The organism is Nonomuraea phyllanthi (genome assembly GCF_006334985.2).
Lineage (GTDB): Bacteria > Actinomycetota > Actinomycetes > Streptosporangiales > Streptosporangiaceae > Nonomuraea > Nonomuraea phyllanthi.
In genome coordinates this window covers 299,675-316,128 of sequence record NZ_VDLX02000002.1, presented here as the reverse complement: position 1 = coordinate 316,128, position 16,454 = coordinate 299,675, and the positions used below count along the sequence as shown (strand labels likewise).

Annotated in this window: 16 protein-coding genes; 8 read left to right on the top strand and 8 right to left on the bottom strand. The window is 71.9% G+C overall.

Translation table 11 applies throughout. The features are described from left to right. Window positions 1–240 precede the first annotated feature (240 nt). Window positions 241–3,273: an AfsR/SARP family transcriptional regulator gene (locus FH608_RS07045; RefSeq protein ID WP_139629550.1), complete on the top strand. Its 3,033-nt coding sequence runs from the start codon at window positions 241–243 to the stop codon at window positions 3,271–3,273. A gap of 268 nt (window positions 3,274–3,541) precedes the next feature. Here the strand turns inward: FH608_RS07045 and FH608_RS07040 are convergent, their stop codons facing one another. Beyond that, window positions 3,542–4,933, bottom strand: coding sequence for a DUF7059 domain-containing protein (locus FH608_RS07040; protein WP_139629549.1), 1,392 nt, complete (start codon window positions 4,931–4,933; stop codon window positions 3,542–3,544). A 193-nt stretch (window positions 4,934–5,126) separates the two neighbouring features. Here FH608_RS07040 and FH608_RS07035 point away from each other — a divergent pair, with 193 nt between their 5' ends. Beyond that, complete coding sequence (locus FH608_RS07035) at window positions 5,127–5,429, top strand: hypothetical protein (RefSeq protein WP_139629548.1); 303 nt, start codon at window positions 5,127–5,129, stop codon at window positions 5,427–5,429. A gap of 18 nt (window positions 5,430–5,447) precedes the next feature. Here the strand turns inward: FH608_RS07035 and FH608_RS07030 are convergent, their stop codons facing one another. Then, entirely contained in the window at window positions 5,448–6,038 is a 591-nt protein-coding gene (locus FH608_RS07030; protein ID WP_139629547.1) for a TetR/AcrR family transcriptional regulator, read from the bottom strand. Then, window positions 6,035–6,553: a GNAT family N-acetyltransferase gene (locus tag FH608_RS07025; protein WP_139629546.1), complete on the bottom strand. Its 519-nt coding sequence runs from the start codon at window positions 6,551–6,553 to the stop codon at window positions 6,035–6,037. Before FH608_RS07025 ends, FH608_RS07030 begins: the two co-directional genes overlap by 4 nt. A 59-nt stretch (window positions 6,554–6,612) precedes the next feature. Here FH608_RS07025 and FH608_RS07020 point away from each other — a divergent pair, with 59 nt between their 5' ends. The 4 genes from FH608_RS07020 (at window position 6,613) to FH608_RS07005 (ending at window position 10,025) form a co-directional block, all read left to right on the top strand. Further along, window positions 6,613–7,083: a winged helix-turn-helix transcriptional regulator gene (locus tag FH608_RS07020; protein ID WP_139629545.1), complete on the top strand. Its 471-nt coding sequence runs from the start codon at window positions 6,613–6,615 to the stop codon at window positions 7,081–7,083. A 34-nt stretch (window positions 7,084–7,117) separates the two neighbouring features. Beyond that, window positions 7,118–7,912, top strand: coding sequence for an SURF1 family cytochrome oxidase biogenesis protein (locus FH608_RS07015; protein ID WP_139629544.1), 795 nt, complete (start codon window positions 7,118–7,120; stop codon window positions 7,910–7,912). 10 nt (window positions 7,913–7,922) lie between these two features. Further along, on the top strand, window positions 7,923–8,666 hold the full coding sequence (locus FH608_RS07010) for a tyrosine-protein phosphatase (RefSeq protein ID WP_139629543.1): 744 nt from the start codon (window positions 7,923–7,925) through the stop codon (window positions 8,664–8,666). A gap of 162 nt (window positions 8,667–8,828) precedes the next feature. Continuing rightward, the gene (locus tag FH608_RS07005; RefSeq protein WP_139629542.1) at window positions 8,829–10,025 is read left to right on the top strand and encodes an amidohydrolase family protein; all 1,197 of its coding nucleotides are present in this window, start codon (window positions 8,829–8,831) and stop codon (window positions 10,023–10,025) included. Between the two features lie 7 nt (window positions 10,026–10,032). On the opposite strand, the gene FH608_RS07000 is transcribed toward FH608_RS07005, so the two are convergent. Next, a complete protein-coding gene (locus FH608_RS07000) occupies window positions 10,033–10,932 on the bottom strand; it encodes a DMT family transporter (protein ID WP_139629541.1) in 900 nt (299 codons plus the stop codon). A 40-nt stretch (window positions 10,933–10,972) separates the two neighbouring features. Between FH608_RS07000 and FH608_RS06995 the strand changes: the two genes are divergently transcribed. After that, window positions 10,973–11,482 carry a MarR family winged helix-turn-helix transcriptional regulator gene (locus FH608_RS06995; RefSeq protein ID WP_193318272.1) on the top strand — a complete coding sequence of 170 codons (510 nt, stop codon included), beginning with the start codon at window positions 10,973–10,975 and terminating at the stop codon, window positions 11,480–11,482. 57 nt (window positions 11,483–11,539) lie between these two features. Here the strand turns inward: FH608_RS06995 and FH608_RS06990 are convergent, their stop codons facing one another. The 4 genes from FH608_RS06990 to FH608_RS06975 all read right to left on the bottom strand — a co-directional run bounded on the left by FH608_RS06990 (window position 11,540) and on the right by FH608_RS06975 (window position 15,077). Then, window positions 11,540–11,893 (bottom strand): YkvA family protein, encoded by a 354-nt coding sequence (locus FH608_RS06990; RefSeq protein WP_226899086.1) that lies wholly within the window; start codon window positions 11,891–11,893, stop codon window positions 11,540–11,542. Between the two features lie 66 nt (window positions 11,894–11,959). After that, window positions 11,960–13,378 (bottom strand): amidase, encoded by a 1,419-nt coding sequence (locus FH608_RS06985; protein ID WP_139629540.1) that lies wholly within the window; start codon window positions 13,376–13,378, stop codon window positions 11,960–11,962. Window positions 13,379–13,386: 8 nt separating this feature from the next. Continuing rightward, on the bottom strand, window positions 13,387–14,346 hold the full coding sequence (locus tag FH608_RS06980; RefSeq protein ID WP_139629539.1) for an LLM class F420-dependent oxidoreductase: 960 nt from the start codon (window positions 14,344–14,346) through the stop codon (window positions 13,387–13,389). A 62-nt stretch (window positions 14,347–14,408) separates the two neighbouring features. Then, entirely contained in the window at window positions 14,409–15,077 is a 669-nt protein-coding gene (locus tag FH608_RS06975; RefSeq protein ID WP_139629538.1) for a TetR/AcrR family transcriptional regulator, read from the bottom strand. Window positions 15,078–15,251: 174 nt separating this feature from the next. Here FH608_RS06975 and FH608_RS06970 point away from each other — a divergent pair, with 174 nt between their 5' ends. Further along, window positions 15,252–16,424, top strand: coding sequence for a hypothetical protein (locus tag FH608_RS06970; RefSeq protein ID WP_139629537.1), 1,173 nt, complete (start codon window positions 15,252–15,254; stop codon window positions 16,422–16,424). Window positions 16,425–16,454: the final 30 nt, after the last annotated feature.

Genomic DNA, 16,454 nt, shown 5'->3' with positions numbered 1-16,454 from the left:
GGCCCCGCCTGAGAAAGTTCGGGCGGGGCCGTATTTTTTCCTGCCTGCCGATGCTCTACATGACACGCCCCCGCGATGTGCGTCATGCCTAGCCGACCATCAGCATCCAGGGGCGCGTTCAACACCTGATCAAAGGCGGATCAACGGCACAGTTAACGATCAGTCCGGAATCTAGGTGACAAATGGCGTTCCAACTATCATTTGGCAACAAAACGATCCATTGGCTTGGAGACATACGGCATGGCTGGTCAGAGCGTTGAGGGCGAGCTCAGGTTCGCCGTGCTCGGTCCTGTCCGCGCGTGGCGTGACGGCCAGGAGCTCGATCTGGGCACCCCCTTGCAGCGCTCGATCCTCGGCATGCTGCTCCTGCGGGAGGGCCGTGCGGTCACCCCCAACGAGATGATCGACGGGGTCTGGGGCGAGGACGCGCCGCCGCGGGCCCTGGGCGCGCTGCGCACGTACGTCTCCCGCCTCCGCACGGTGCTCGAACCGGACAGGCCCGCGCGTTCCCGGCCCGAGCTGCTCACCTCGATCGGCAGGGGCTACGCGCTGCGGCTGCCCGACGGCTCGCTCGACCTGACCCGCTTCGAGCGCGGCGTCCAGGAGGCCGAGGGCGCGCGCAAGGCGGGCCGGCCGCACGAGGCCGCGCGGTCCCTGCGGGCCGCGCTGTCGCTGTTCGAGGGCGAGCCGCTGGCCGGGACCGTCGGCCCGTACGCCGAGCACCAGCGCGACCGGCTGGTCGAGCGGCGCATCAGCGTCGTCGAGACGCTCATGGACGTGGACCTGGAGCTGGGCGACCACGCGCGGATCGTCTCCGAGCTGATCGCGCTGACCGCCGACCACCCGCTGCGCGAGAAGCTGCGCGCCCAGCTCATGCTCGCCTACTACCGGTGCGGCCGGCAGGGCGACGCGCTCAACGTCTTCACCGAGACGCGCGAGGTCCTGATCGACGAGCTGGGCATCGAGCCGGGCCCCGAGCTGGCCGCGCTGCACCAGCGCATCCTGGCCGCCGACCCCACGCTGGCGACCGTCGAGGCGGCCCCCGAGGAGCGGGACGAGGCGGCGGACCCGCGTCCCGCCCCCCAGCTGCCCCGCCCCGCGCAGCTGCCCGCCGCCGTCAACGACTTCACCGGCCGCCAGGAGATCGCCACGCGGCTCCGTACGCTGCTGGCGGGCGAGTCCTCGCCGGAAGGCGTCCCCCTGGTGGCGATCTCCGGCATCGGCGGCGTCGGCAAGACCGCGCTGGCCGTGCACGCCGCCCACCTGGCCGGCGACCTCTACCCGGACGGCCAGCTCTACACCGACCTGCGCGGCCACGCCGACGAGCCGACCGCCCCCGAGTCGGCGCTCGGCGGGTTCCTGCGCGCGCTCGGCATCCCGCCGGACGTCATCCCCGACGGCCTGCAGGAACGTTCCGCGCTCTACCGGTCGATCCTGGCCGAACGCCGCATCCTCGTGCTCCTGGACAACGCCCGCAACGCCGAGCAGGTCACCTCGCTGCTGCCCGGCTCCCCCGGGTGCGCGGCCATCGTGACGAGCCGCGGGAAGCTGGCCGACCTGCCCTCCGCCCGGCTGGTCGACCTCGACGTGATGGAGCCGGACGAGGCGCTGTCGCTGTTCTCCGCGGTGGCCGGGGCCGAGCGGGTCTCGGCCGAGCACGGCGCGGCCATGGACGTGGTGGCGGCCTGCGGGTTCCTGCCGCTCGCCGTGCGGATCGTGGCCTCCAGGCTGGCCGCGCGGCCCTCCTGGACGGTCGCCTCGCTGGTGCCCAGGCTGGCCGACGAGCAGCGCCGCCTCGACGAGCTGCGCGTGGGCGACCTGGCCGTGGAGGCGACGTTCGCCCTGGGGTACGGGCAGGTGGGCCCCTCCCCGGCCCGCGCCTTCCGCCTGCTCTCCCTGCCGAACGGGCCCGACATCTCCACGGGCGCCGCCGCGGCCGTGCTGTCGGTGAGCGAGATCGAGGCGGAGTCCGTCCTCGAGTCGCTGGTGGACGCCAGTCTGCTGGAGGCCCCCGCGCCCGGCCGGTACCGCTTCCACGACCTGCTCAGGCTCTTCGCCCGGCGCGAGCTCGACAAGACCGAGCGCCCCCAGGCCAGGACGCTCGCTTTGCGCCGCCTGCTCGGCTTCTACCTGGCCTCGGCCCAGTCGGCGCACCGGCTGGCGTACGAGGGCAGCATGATCCCCGACAACCTCGTGGCGATCGGCGGCGGGCGCTCGTTCGCCACCGCGGAGGAGGCCGTGGCCTGGCTGATCTCCGAGGGCGACTCGCTGTTCGCGGCCATCAACCAGGCCGCCGCGCTGGCCCGCACCGCCGACCAGCTCCTGCCCGCCGCCGACCTCCTGCTGGCCATGGAGCCGCTGCTGGAGTCGGGCACCCACACGCGCGAGTTCGGCCAGGCCACCCGTGCCGTGCTGGCCGCCGCCCGCTCGCTCGGCGACGCCGCCAGCGAGCTGCGCGTCCGGTACGTGCTGGGCCGGGTGCTGTTCGCCGGCAACCGGCTCAGGGAGGCCGAGGAGCACTTCAGGGCCGTTCACGAGCTGTCCGCCGACCGCGGCGAGAAGATCGTGACCGGCGAGGTGCTGAACGCGCTGGCCGTCGTCGTCGGCAGGCAGCGCCGCCACACCGAGGCGCTGGAGCTGTTCGACCGCGCGATGCGGTTCTACCGCGAGAACGGCGTGCCGGCCGGCGAGGCCCTCGTGCTCAGCTACTCCGCCCGCGAGCACCTGGGGCTGAGCCGCCCCGAGGACGCGATCGCGGCGGCGGAGAGGGGCCTGGCCATCTTCACCGAGATCGGCAGCGGCGCCGGCACCGCCCGCGCCCGCTACCACCTCGGCATCGTGCTGTCCCGCGTCGGCCGGCTCACCGAGGCCGTGCACCACCACGCCGAGTGCCTGGCCTTCTTCCGGGCCGGCAAGCAGCGCGTCTGGGAGCAGCGGGTCTGCTCCCGGCTGGCCGAGACGTTCATCGCCGCCGAGCGCTACCCCGACGCGGTGCGCCACGCCGAGCAGGCGCTGGTGGTCTCCCGCGAGATCGGCCACCCCTACGGCCAGGCGCTCTCGCTCACCGTGCTCGGCAAGGCACTGCGCGGTCTGGGCGACGCCAGGCGGAGCCTCGACTGCCTACGCCAGGCGTTCGACATCTTCTCCCGGCTCGGCGCCCCCGAGGCGGGAGACCTCAAACCCCTGCTCGACGACGCCCCCCTCGCGGATGCCGCCGACGCCGCCACCCGTCCCGTCACCGATGGCGTCGTCGAGGCCGTCGTCGAGTCCTGAGTACAGCTCGTCGTCCAGACGTGTCATCCACACATGGTTGATCAAGGCTGTCCTTAGGCCGTCACGAATGCGTCGTGATGCAGCCCGGCCGGCCGTCCATAGCCGCCACGCGTCGCTAGGGGGCCCGGTTGTCCGGATGCTCCGCGTGGCGGCTAGCCGCCTCACTGTCGGACGACCGGCCGGACTCGACACGGCCCTCGAACCCCCCAGGTCCGTGTCCTGGCCCCAGAGCCTCCACCCGGGCGGTCAACGTGCAATCAACGCCCGATTAAAGCAGGAAGTATCCCTCCGCTATGAGCGGCCGAATCGCGTCCGCGTCGGGGATCTCGCCGTCGCCGACCAGCTCGGCGATCACGTTGAGCAGCGGCCCGAGCGCCAGATCGCCGTCGCACACCCCGGCCAGCGCCGCCTCCACCGTGCCGACCTCCCGGCTGCGGCGCAGCCCCTGCGTCTGGCGCAGCACGATCCGGATCGGATCCTCGGCTCCCGGCAGGCCGACCCGCTCGTCCAGCAGGCCGTCGACCGTGCGCAGGCACGCGGCGTCCAGCCGATCGGCCCGGTGCGCGGCGGCGACGGCGTCGAGCACGGAGTCGACGTAGTCGCCGACCGGGAGCACCACCTGGTGGTCCAGATGCTCGACGCGTACGACGGGGTCGAGCGTGCCGGAGTTGCGCATCGTGATCCAGCCGAACCCGACGCCCTCGACCTTCCGCTCGTCGAACCAGGCCAGCCAGCGGTCGTAGTGGTCGGCGTAGGCGGCCGTGCCCTGCTCGGCCGCGTCCCTGAGCCAGAGCTCGACGTACTCGGCCGGGTCCTGCACGTCGCGCTGCACCACCCAGGCGTCGCAGCCGGTCTCGCGGAGCCAGCCGCCCACCCGGTCGTGCCAGTCCTCGCCCTCGACGTGCAGCCAGTTGGCCAGGAAGTGCGCCTGGCCGCCGGGGGCGAGGTGGCGGGGCGTACGGCGTACGAGGTCGTGGCAGAAGCCGTCGCCGCCCGCCTCCCGGTAGGTCAGGCCGCCGCCCGGGCCGATGACGAACGGCGGGTTGCTCACGATCAGGTCGAACTGCTCGTCCCCGACCGGCTCGAACACGGACCCCGTACGCGCGTCCACCTCGGCGACGCCGGACAGCCGCCAGCTCAGCCTGGCCAGCTCCACGGCGCGCGGGTTGACGTCGGTGGCCACGATCTGCTCCGCCCGCCCGGCCAGGTGCAGCACCTGCACCCCGCACCCGGTGCCGAGGTCGAGCGCGCGCCCCACCGGGCGGCGGGTGACCAGCTGGGCCAGGTTGGAGGAGGCGCCGCCCGCGCCGACCACGTGGTCGGGTCGCAGCGCGGGGTCGCCGGGGCGCACCTTGCGGTCGAAGACCACGTAGCCGCCGGTCTCCCAGGGCTGCAGGTGCACGGTCGCGCGCACCTGCCCGCCGTCCACACCGACCAGCCCCGACTCGAGCACCTCCGGAGCGAGCGACCGGGCCGGGACGGGGGCCCCGAGCCACCACAGCCTGATCAGCGCCCCCAGCGGGTCGAGCTCGGCGGTCGCCCGCAGCGCCGGCACCAGCTCCTCCCTGGCCAGCGCCGACGCGGCCGTGCTCCCCAGCCGCTCGCGGACGCCGTCGATCGTGTAACCGGTCTCCAGAAGGTGTTGGCGCAGTCGTTCCACGACCCCATCCTTTCACCGGTGGCTCCCCGGCATGATCGAACACCAGCCTGATCGGCCACACGCGAACAGGCCCCCGCTCGTCGCTGGGCGTGTTCATACCGTTACTTACTCAGCCAAGCGTTCTGCAAGCGGCGAACAAGTAGGGAGCGGTATCTCTAGGGAGGTCACCACGCCGTACCGGAGGAGCGGGCCCATGCTGATCCCCTGCCTGGCTTGCGAGTCCCGATTCGGGCCCGACGAATACTTCCGCGCCTGCTCCGACTACAACCGTGGCCTGGACCTGGTGTCCTGGACGTGCCCGCGCTGCGGCAACCGCGACGACCTGCGGGTGCTGCCCGGGGAGCTGGGGTTCGGCTATCCGCATCGGGGGCGGTTCGACGTGCACGACCGGGTGCGCGTGCCGGGGCTCCGGAGGCAGCGCGGGGACCTGCGGCTGGACATCTCGCTCGACCGCGCCAGCTGGCGCGTCCCCACCCGCCTCCGCCAACCCGCCTGACCCCCGCCCGGGCGGCGGTCACTGCTGGCGGAGGCTCTGCCAGGCGGCGGCGCCCAGCCCCTGGATCTCCTCTTCCGTGGGCGTGTGGGCGCCGGCGAACCACAGTCGGCACATCTCCTGCGCGGGGCCGAGCCACAGCACGTAGCACATGGTCGCGTGCACCGGCTGGAGCAGGCCGTTCTTCATGTGCGGCCGCCACCAGTCGGCCACCCGGCGGAAGAACGCCCGCCGGGCCTCGGCCACCTCGGCGCCGCCCGGCTCCTGCTTGCGCGGCGGACGCTCGCTGACAAGGATCCTCGCCTTGTCGGGGTGCTCCCCGGCCCAGCGCATGTGGAAGGCCACGACCGCCTCGATGCCGGCGCGGGCGTCCTCGTGGCCGACCAGCTCGGCGAGGAAGGCCTCCTGGTACGCGTTGAGGATCTCGGCGTACAGCACGCCGAAGACGTGCTCCTTGCTGGCGAAGTGGTGGTAGAAGCTGCCGACGCTGACGCCGCTCTCCTCGCGCAGGCTCGCCAGGGTCGTGGCCGACACCCCGTCCTGGCTGAAACGGCGCAGGGCCCCCTCGATGATGCGGGTCCGGCCGTCGCGCCCGTTCTTGACACTCTTCACGCTGTCAATGGTGTGCCACCAGAACCTTGTTCCGCAAATAAACCGGCCGGATCGATCATAGCGCTCACCTCAACCGTCCCGGAGCTGACCGTCATCCGGGCGTCCGGCCAGAGCCTGCGGACCAGCCGGAGCACGCGCCGGTTCTCGCCCAGCACGTCCATGCCGACCGTCCGCGCACCCCGTACGGACGCCCTCAGCAGCAGCGTGTCGACCAGGCGGGGCCCGATCCCCTGCCCCTGCCACCGGTCGGCGACGACCACGGCGATCTCCACGTCGGCGCACTCGCCCCGGAAGCTCATGGCGTGGCCGACCACCTCGCCGCACTCCTCGGTGATGGCGACGAGCGCGTCGCGCCGCTCGTCCACGGAGAGCAGCGTCCTCACCAGCGCGGGCGGCGGGGCGCTGACGCCGGTGAAGAACCGCAGCGTCTGCGTGTGCAGCGACAGGCCGCCCAGGAAGCGCCTGATCCGCTCCTCGTCGTCGGCGCGGGCGGGGCGGATCTGGGTTCGTTGCATGGACTCAGCCTGCCCGGCGAGATCTGAGTCTGTCAAATGAACTCAGATATACTGCGAAGATGAACTTTCTCTCCCGGGTGAACAACTGCTCGATCGAGCGCACCCTGGGCATCGTCGGGGAGAAGTGGACCTTCCTGGTGCTGCGCGAGGCGTTCGGCGGCGTGCGGAGATTCGCCGACATGCAGGCGATCACCGGCGCCCCCCGCCAGGTGCTCAGCGCCCGGCTGGCCCGGCTGGTCGACGAGGGCCTGCTGCGCAAGGAGCCCTACCGCGAGCCCGGCCAGCGGCAGCGGGACGAATACCGCCTCACGCAGAAGGGGCGCGACCTGTACCCGCTGCTGGTCGCGCTCATGCACTGGGGCGACAAATACCTGGCCGACGAGGAGGGGCCGCCGGTGCTGCTGACCCACCGCGGCTGCGGCGCCCCCGTCGAGCTGCACTTCCGCTGCGCCGACGGCCACGAGGTGGGCGGGCCGCGCGAGGTCACCCCCGTGCCGGGGCCAGGGGCCGAGGAGCGGCTGGGCGCGTGAAGGGGCACCCCTGCCTGTGCCTACCCTTGAGAGCGTGTACCGGTTCCTGCTGACGCCCCGATGGCTGGCGCTCCACGTGGTGGTGCTGCTGGTCATCCCCGCGTTCGTGTTCCTCGGGCGCTGGCAGTTCGGGCGGTTCGAGGAGCGCTCGGCCAACAGCTCGCGGGTCACCGCCAACATCGAGGCCGCGCCCGTGCCCCTCGACACGCTGGCGGGCGTCGGGCGGCCCGTCCGCGAGGACGACCGGTTCAGGAAGGTCACGGTCTCCGGCTCGTACGACCCGTCCCACGCCCTGCTCGTACGCCGCCGTCCCCAGCAGGGCCAGAACGGCTTCTACGTCCTGACCCCGCTCGTCACCGGCGACGGCACCGGCGTGATCGTCAACCGCGGCTGGGTCAAGGCGGGCGCCACCGCCGACGCCGTCCCCGAGGTGCCCGCACCGCCCGCCGGGCAGGTAACTGTCACCGGGCGGCTACGCCCCAGCGAGACCGAGGAGTCCAGCGGCATCAGGGTGCGTCCCGGGCTGCCGCCGGGGCAGGTGCTGCTGATCAACGCCGACACGATCGGGCAGGGGCTGCCGTACCAGCTGGTGGGCGGGTTCGTGGAGCTGACCGAGCAGGCGCCCGCGCCCGCCGCGGCGCCCGCACCGGTGCCCGCGCCGGACGTGGGGGCGGGTGGCGGGCTCAACCTGGCGTACGGGATCCAGTGGTGGCTGTTCATCGGCATCGCGGTGGCCGGGTGGATCCTGCTGATCCGGCGCGAGGCGGCCGAGCGCAGGGCCGGGAAGCAGCCCGAGGAGCCCGAGGAGTCCGTGCCCGCCGCCAACTAAGGTGTGGAGGGTGATCCGCCACATCGAGTTCGCCAAGCTCCGTAATTTTCGCGACATAGGTGGATATGCCACCCAGGATGGGCGCACCGTCCGGTGGCAGCGGCTCTACCGGGCCGACTCCCTCGGCTGGCTGGCCGGAGACGACCTCACGACCTTCCGCACGCTGCGCGTCCGCACGGTCATCGACCTGCGCCATGGGTTCGAGGTCGAAGAGCGCGGGCGCGTCCCCGAGGCGGAGGGCCAGTTCTACCAGAACCTGCCCATCGAGGGGCGACGCTGGTCACTCTCGCCGTACGACGAGCGGATCGGGGTCGCGCGATACCTCGCCGACCGCTACCTCGAGGTGACCGAGGACGGCGTCGGGAACCTCCGGATCGCGCTGGAGACGATCGCGCAGGCGGCCAACGCGCCCGTCGTGATCCACTGCGCGGCCGGCAAGGACCGCACCGGGGTGCTCGCCGCCCTCGTCCTGTCGCTGGCGGGCGTGAGCGAGGACGACATCGTCGCGGACTACGCGCTGACCGGGCTGGCCACCGAGCACTTCATCGCCGACTGGCGCGAGAGGCATCCCGACTCGCCCATGTGGCCGGGGTTCGGGCTGGCGCCCGCCGAGGCCATGCGATTCTTTCTCACCGATCTGACAGCCCGGCACGGCTCGGTCGAGACGTACGTCACACGGATTCTCCAGGTCTCCCCCGCCACCATCGCCGAAATGCGCGCGCATCTCCTGACTGAACCGATCTCAAAGGGGTAGTGGCTGGCCGGGCGCCGCCCGACCGTACCCGGGCGAGCAGCCCGTTCCATGGCCCGGGACCGCCACATCCCCCTCCCGGCGGTCCCGGGTCGGAAATCTTGGAGACCCAACGGATACGTCGCAGCTTGTTCGACGTTATCCCGCCGTCGTACGGTTACCTGCGTGACTACGCCGCTGCTCCCCGACCCTGAACCCAGGCGGCGCGACTACGTGATCATCTCCGCCGACGATCATCTGATCGAGCCTCCCGACCTGTTCGAAGGCCGGTTGCCGGAGAAATATGCCGAGGTCGCGCCCAAGGTCGTGGAGACGGAGGCGGGTCACCAGGTCTGGCGCTACGGCGGCGCCACCTACCCGTGCGCCGGCATCGACGTGGGCGCCGGGCTGCCCAGGGAGCAGCGGACGCTGGACCCGATCAGGTTCGAGAACATGCGCCCCGGCTGCCACGACATCGAGGCCCGCGTCGAGGACATGGACGTCGCGGGCATCTGGGCCGCGCTCTGCTTCCCCGGCATGCTGGCCGGGCAGTCCGGCATGCCGTTCGCCAGGACCCGCGACCAGGAGCTGGGCCTCGCCCTGGTCAAGGCGTGGAACGACTGGCACATCGACGTCTGGGCGGGCACCTACCCCGAGCGGATCATCGGCCTGCAGCTGCCCTGGCTGCCCGATCCCGACGTGGCCGCCAAGGAGATCAGGGCCAACGCCGCCCGGGGCTTCAAGGCCGTGGTCTTCCCCGAGTTCCCGACCAGGCTGCGGCTGCCGTCGATCCACTCGGGCCACTGGGACCCGTTCTTCGCCGCCTGCGAGGAGACGGGCACGGTCGTGGCGCTGCACGCGGGCGACTCCTCGTGGTCGCCGGTGCCCTCGCCCGACACGCCCATCGAGGCCATCACCACGCTGATGCCGACCAGCGCCATGTTCGCCTGCGCCGACTGGCTCTGGTCGGGGGTGCCACTGCGGTTCCCCGCGCTGCGCATCCTCATCGTCGAGGGCGGCGTGGGCTGGCTGCCGATGCTGGCCGAGCGCGCCGACTACGCCCTCGACCACCCGGTCGCCGGCGAGGCGTCGTGGGAGGGCGGGCTCAAGCCCAGCGAGGTGCTGCGCCGCAACTTCTTCTTCGGCACGCTCGACGACCACGCGCTGTCGGGCGTGCGGCTCGCGGTCGGGCTCGACCACGTGCTGCAGGAGAGCGGCTACCCGCACTCCGACTCGACCTGGCCCGACACGCAGAAGTCGGTGGCGCGCAACCTCGGCACGCTCCCGCCCGCCGACATCGCCAGGGTCGCGTACGGCAACGCCGCCCGCCTCTTCGGCCACCCGCTGCCCTCTCGCGCCTGGCTGCGGATGGAGGAGATCTAGGCCGGCCTCAGATCCGTTCGAGGATGCGGTCGGCCCGGGTCCTGACGGTCGTGGCGAGGCGGGCGGCGGTGGGCTGGCCGAGGAGGAGGCCGAGCAGGGCGAGCGCGATTCCGCAGAGTTGCTGGACGGTGAGCGCCTCGGCGGCGATCGTCGTGCCGATGAGGACGCCGGTCACCGGGTTCAGGAGGCCGAGCAGGCCGACCGTTCCGGCCGGCAGGTGGCGCAGCCCCAGGAACCAGGCGGCGAAGGCCACCGCGGTCGCGATGACCGTGACGTACGTGAAGCCGAGGATCGCGGGAGCGTCCAGGGCCGGCGGGGGGCCTTCCACGGCGGCGGCGAACGGGACCAGGACGGCGCCGCCCGCGATGAGCTGCCACGAGGTGGACGACAGCACGTCGACCTCGTGGCTCCAGCGTTTGGCCAGCACGTACCCGAGTGACGACATCAGCATGGCGGCGACGGAGGCGAGCACGCCGAGGACCGCGACCGACGCCGTGCCGGTGAGCAGCATGAGGCAGACGCCCGCGATGCCGATCGCGGCTCCGGCGACGTGGGGGACCCTGGGGCGTTCGGCCAGTAACGCCCAGGCCAGGAGCATCATCACGACGGGCGATGTGGCCATGATCGTGGAGGCGACACTGGTCGGGAGCAGTTGCGCCGACAGGTAGACCAGCGCGAAGAAGGCGCTCATGTTGAGCGTGCCGAGCACGAGGGACTTCCACCACCAGCTGCCGCGCGGGCGCTTCCTGCTCAGCAGGAGGAGCAGCAGCCCGGCGGGCAGCGCCCTGATGGCCGCCCCGTACAGCGGGTTGCCGGAGGGGAGGAACTCGTGGGTGACGTAGTAGTTCGTTCCCCACGCCACCGGTGCCACGGCAGTGATCAGCGCCCAACCCAGAGTAGCTTTCATGGAAGACATAATAGCTTCCATGGAAGTTATAGTGGAGGGCATGAGCGAACCCCTGGACCACATCGCGCGCATCCAGCAGCAATGGGCTCGCGAGCGGCCCGATCTCGACGTCGGCCCGCAGGGGGTGATCGGGCGGTTGCACCGCCTCGCCGGGCACCTGACGGAGCAGCTGTGCGTCGTCTACCGGCGGTACGGGCTCAAGGAGGGCGAGTTCGACGTCCTGGCGGCGCTCCGCCGGGCCGGCGAGCCGTACGAGTACGCGCCCGGCGAGCTGGCCGCGTTCACCATGGTCACCACCGGTGCGATGACCAAGCGCCTCGACCGGCTCGAACGCGACGGGCTGGTCACCCGGCGGGTCAGCGAGCTTGACGGGCGCGGGCGGGTGGTCGCGCTCACCGAGGCCGGCAAGGACCTGATCGACCGGGCGTTCACCGAGCACATGCGGAACGAGCGCCGCCTCGTGGACGAGCTGGGCGCCGAGCAGGCCGCGCAGCTGGAGGCGCTGCTCGCCGAGTGGCTGGCGCGCTTCGAGACGCCCCTCCAACCGTGACCCGCGCCCCCGGTCTCACCTGACCGGATGATCCGAGCGGCGTCGATCTGTGGTGGCCTAGGCCTCTTCCTCCAGAAGCCGTGCCTGGATGACGCGGCGCTCGTGCTCGACGTAGCGCCCGCTCTCACCGAGCAGCGACGCGATGAGCCACAGGAACACGCCGAAATCGTCGGCCACGCCGATGAGCATCAGGAAGTCGGGCACGACGTCGACCGGCGACAGGATGTAGACGACGCCGAGCCCGAGCAGGCTGAGCTTGCCCCTGCCCATGCCGTCGTAGCGTCCGCGCATGACCGCGCCGATCATCCGCGGGATCGCCCTGACCCTGGTCATCAGGCTGGGCGAGCCTGGCTTGGTCACCTCGCGGTACGTCCGCCACGCCGCCGCCGCCCGTGCTGCCTTCGCCATCATGAGGAACCCCCTACCCCCGGCTTCTCACGACATAACGCGTCGCGGAGGCCACGAGTTCCTGACCCGTCAGCGCATCGCGGCGTGCTGGAACGGCCTGGCCCGCTCGACCTGCGCCGCCACCCTGATCAGCAGGTCCTCCCTCCCGGCCGCCGCCACGAGCTGCACGCCCACCGGCAGCCCCGCCTCGGTCCTGTGCAGCGGCAGCGAGATGGCGGGCTGACCGGTCGCGTTGATCGGCGAGGTGTAGGCCACGGCGTGCCCCGTCCTCCGGAACGCGGTGGCGAGATCGTCGGGCGGGAGCCAGCCCAGCCGGAACGGCGCGACGCCCAGCGAGGGCATCAGCAGCAGGTCGTGGCCCGCGCTCCACCACGCGGCCATGCGCCGGCGGAAGGCGTCCATCCACTGGGTGGCCAGGATGTGGTCGGCCGCGCTGTGCCCCCGGGCCGCGCCGAGCATGGCGGCGTTGTGCGGCTCCAGCTCCTCCATCCGTACGGGCTTGCCGCGCAGCTCCCCCAGGCTCGCCACGTGGGCGGCCAGGTTGTTCGCCACGATGGCGCCGAACCGCCCGGCGAACCCCGGCTCGGCCAGCGCCTCCGGGCCGCCGGGCGCGACGTCGTGGCCGAGCGACTCCAGCAGCGCCGCGGCCCCGGTGACGGCCTCCGTCAGCTCGGGCGACTCGGGCACGGTTCCGTTGGGGTGCCGGGTGATGAACCCCACCCGCAGCCGCCCCGGCTCCCTGCCCAGCTCGCCGGCCAGCGGGCCCGGCAGCGGCGGGGCGTCGTACGGGTCGCCGGGGTGCATGCCGGACACGACGTCGAGCGCCGCCGCCGTGTCGCGCACGCTCCTGCTGACGAACCCCGCGCACGAGAAGCCGCTCCACCCCTCTCCCAGGGCCGGCCCGGCGCTCACCCGCCCGCGCGTCGGTTTGAGCCCCACCAGGCCGCACAGGGACGCGGGGACGCGGATCGAGCCGCCCCCGTCGCTGGCGGTGGCCAGCGCCACCATCCCGGCCGCCACCGCCGCCGCCGAGCCCCCGCTGGAACCGCCCGCCGAGTACGCCGGGTCGTACGGATTGCGCGTCGGCCCGAACGCCACCGGCTCCGTCGTGATCGTGCTGCCGAACTCGGGGGTGTTCGTCCGCCCGAGCATGACGAACCCGGCCTGGCGCAGCCGTACGACGCCGTAGCCGTCCAGGCCGGGCTCGACCCCGTCCCGTACGTTTGAGCCCGCCGCGTACGGCTCGTCCGCCTGCCGCCAGCCCAGGTCCTTGAGCAGGATCGGCACGCCGCGGAACGGCGCGTCCTCCGGGATGGCGTCGATCTCGGCCAGCGCCCGCTCGAACCGGCGGTGGATGACCGCGTTCAGCTCGCCGTCGTGGGCCTCGATGCGCGCGATGGCGGCCTCGGCCAGCTCCCGCGCCGAGATCTGCCCGTCCCTGACCGCCCGCGCCTGGCCGACGGCATCCAGCCCCAGTACGTCGTCCATGACCCCTCCTACGCCGTGGGCGCCAGCTCCCGTACGGCCTGCTCGATGGAGATGTCGCCACCCGGGATGGGCGCGAGCACGGGGGTGTCGAGCCCGTTGTCCACGTACTGGCGGATCCTGGCCCGGCAGGTCGCCGCGTCACCGTGCACGATCAGCGCGTCGACCACCTCGTCCGGGACGGCCTTGACCGCCGCCCGCCGGTCGCCCGCCCGCCACGCCTCGTGCATGGGACGCAGCACCTCGCCCCGCCCCAGCCAGTCGTGGAACGCGGCGTACACCGGGACCGTCAGGTAGCCGGCCAGCATGCGCCTCGCCATCTCGCGCACCCGTTCGGCGTCCTCGCTCACGCACACGAACAGGCGGGCGATCAGCTCGGTGCCCTCGCCGATCTCGGCGCGCACCCTGCGCACGTCGTCGGGCGAGAGCCAGTTCGTGATCGCTCCGTCGGCCTCGGCGGCGGCCAGCCGGAGCATCCTCGGGCGGAGCGCGGCCAGCACGATCTTCGGCGCGACCTCCGGCGCCCGCTCCAGCTTGAACCCCTTGACCTCGAACGTCTCGTACGCCTCCGAGACCTTCTCCCCCGCCAGCGCCCGGCGCAGGAACCGCAGCGTGTCCCGCGTACGCGCGTACGGTTTCTCGAACCGCCCCGCGTTCCACCGCTCGACGATGGCCGGCGAGGACGCGCCGATCCCGAGCACGAACCGCCCGGGCGCCAGGTCGGCCAGCGTGGCCGCGGACATGGCGAGCAGCCCGGGACCCCGCGTCGAGACGGGCACGATGGCGCTACCCAACCTGAGCCCCGGCGCCCACTGTGCGGCCAGGGCGAGGGGCGTGAACCCGTCGACCCCGCTGACCTCGGCGGACCAGGCGTCGGTGTAGCCCAGCCCCGGCAGCTCCGCGACCAGCTCCCGCGACCGCGCCAGCGAGCGGTCGGAGAAGGGGATGGTCATGCCCCAGTTGTCAGTCATCCACGGCCTCCGGTGCGCCTACAGGGCTTTAGCGCACCTTACCAACCGCCCGGTATGTGATCCTAGGCCCGCAGCTCATGGACCGCGGCGATGAAGTCCTTCGTGATCCCCCTCAGGCCAGGCAGGTGCGACAGCCCGACCAGCCGGTCGACCAGCGGCACCGTCACCTCGATCAGCCGGTACGTGCGCGCGCAGCCCGGCGAGGTGTCGTGCACCCAGAACAGCACCATGCCCATGGACAGCAGCCAGAGCAGCTCGGGCAGCTCCTCGCGCAGCTCAGCGTTCATGCGGTCGCGCGACCCCTCGACGACCTGCCGGTAGATCGCGATGGACGCCTCGCGAGCCGGTGACGACTGCTCGCTGAACGGACTCAGCGGGTTGGTCGGCTCGGCCGCGTGCTTGTAGAACTTGACGGCGAACTCGTGGTACGGCTCGGACACACGCACCCACTCGCGCAGCACCCCGCTCAGCCTGGCCGCGAACGACGTCTCGGTCTCCAGGTACGCCATGCAAGCCGCTTCGTGCTCGGCCTGCGCGCGGTCGTAGTACGCCTGGATCAGCGCTTCCTTGCTGTCGAAGTAGTAGTAGGCATTGCCCACGGACACCCCGGCCTCGGCGGCGATGGCACGCATGGTGGTCGCGTCGAAGCCGCGCTCCCTGAACATCCGCAGTGCCGTCTCGACGATGACCTCTCGGGTGCTCTCCGATCCTCGGTTTCGGGCTTCGGACACGTTCGTCACTTTACGTTGTGAAACGACGTTAGGTCATGGAGCCGCACGGTGATCGCCGCCACAAGGCAAAGTTGCTCTCGCGGCATGAGTTATCTCCTGTGAATGGTGGGATTGTCGTTTCAGGCGGAAGGGCTATTTCCGCGAAAAGGCATCGACATGTGGATACGTGGAACAGTGCGCCTCATCGTAGTCGCACTCCTCGGCATCGAGATCACCATAATCGCGCTGGCCTCGGCCGCCTCAGCCGCCGCCCACCCCGTAGGGCCGGTGGTGCCGGGCGAGTCTCACCCGGCCGACCACGAGGGCGGGCCGCGGCTCGCCAGGGTGTTGGCGTACGAACCGCTCGCCGCTACCGGTGAGCGGCTCGCGGCCCTGCCGAAGCCGCTGATCAGCGAGGCGACCGCCCTGCTCGACCACCCGGCGTCCGTCGCGCGCGTCCCGGACACGAACAAGTCCGGCACCCGCGAGACGGGCGAATCCGCCATGACCGCCGGAACCGCCCTCACCGACGCTGGAGACTCGAGGGGTGGGACCCGCGACCGGCCGGCCGACATCCCGGGCGCCGGCGTGTCCGACCCCGGCCTCTCGGACGACGCGTGGGACGCGCTGCTGATGGAGCAGCTCGCGATGCCGGACTGGCCACTGGACGAGCACGCGAAGGCGCGCAGGAGGGCCCGCCTGGACTGGCCGGGCGAGCGCGCGACCCGCTGGGAGCCCGCCACCGACTCCCGCCGGCGGCCGTCACCGGAGCTCCACTGGCGGCCTTATCCCGAGTTCCACTGGCGGACTTCTCCGGAGTTCCACTGGGGACCTTCTCCGGAGTCGGAGTCGAGGCGCGCCAAGCGGCACGTGCACACCCACGTCGCCCGGATGCCCAAGGTCAAGGCGCACAAGCACGATCGCGTCGACCTGAAGCGCGTCCTGCCACGGCGCGGGACCATGACCATGTCCCACGCCACGGCCGCCCGGTGGCTGAAGATCAGCGGCGTGAAGACCAGGTCGAGCGGCCACTGCACGAGCAAGCACCTGCACCACTGCACCTCGCTCGACTCGGTGCGGGTCGGGACGATCTCGCGGATCATCGAGCTCAAGCGCGAGAGCGGCTGCCCGATCATGGTGACCGGGGGCACGGAGGAAGGTCACGCTCCGGGCACGTACAGCCACGGCAACGGCTACAAGCTCGACATTTCCCACAACAAATGCATCGACCGCTACATCACGAAAAATCATGAAAATGCGGGAGTACGGAGCGACGGCGCCCGGCTCTTCCGCGCCGGCTCAGGCAGCCCGTTCGCCGGCACCACCTTCGCCGACGAGAGCAGCCACTGGGACATCCTCTTCCGGTGACAGGCCCGCCAGCCGGGGACCCGCCGGGTG

Coding starts and splice junctions, on each gene's coding strand:
- FH608_RS07025 (WP_139629546.1), bottom strand. CDS start 6,553: ATGCAACGAACCCAGATCCGCCCCGCCCGCGCCGACGACGAGGAGCGG.
- FH608_RS06980 (WP_139629539.1), bottom strand. CDS start 14,346: ATGACTGACAACTGGGGCATGACCATCCCCTTCTCCGACCGCTCGCTG.
- FH608_RS07020 (WP_139629545.1), top strand. CDS start 6,613: ATGAACTTTCTCTCCCGGGTGAACAACTGCTCGATCGAGCGCACCCTG.
- FH608_RS07000 (WP_139629541.1), bottom strand. CDS start 10,932: ATGAAAGCTACTCTGGGTTGGGCGCTGATCACTGCCGTGGCACCGGTG.
- FH608_RS06995 (WP_193318272.1), top strand. CDS start 10,973: ATGAGCGAACCCCTGGACCACATCGCGCGCATCCAGCAGCAATGGGCT.
- FH608_RS06985 (WP_139629540.1), bottom strand. CDS start 13,378: ATGGACGACGTACTGGGGCTGGATGCCGTCGGCCAGGCGCGGGCGGTC.
- FH608_RS07045 (WP_139629550.1), top strand. CDS start 241: ATGGCTGGTCAGAGCGTTGAGGGCGAGCTCAGGTTCGCCGTGCTCGGT.
- FH608_RS06990 (WP_226899086.1), bottom strand. CDS start 11,893: ATGATGGCGAAGGCAGCACGGGCGGCGGCGGCGTGGCGGACGTACCGC.
- FH608_RS07035 (WP_139629548.1), top strand. CDS start 5,127: ATGCTGATCCCCTGCCTGGCTTGCGAGTCCCGATTCGGGCCCGACGAA.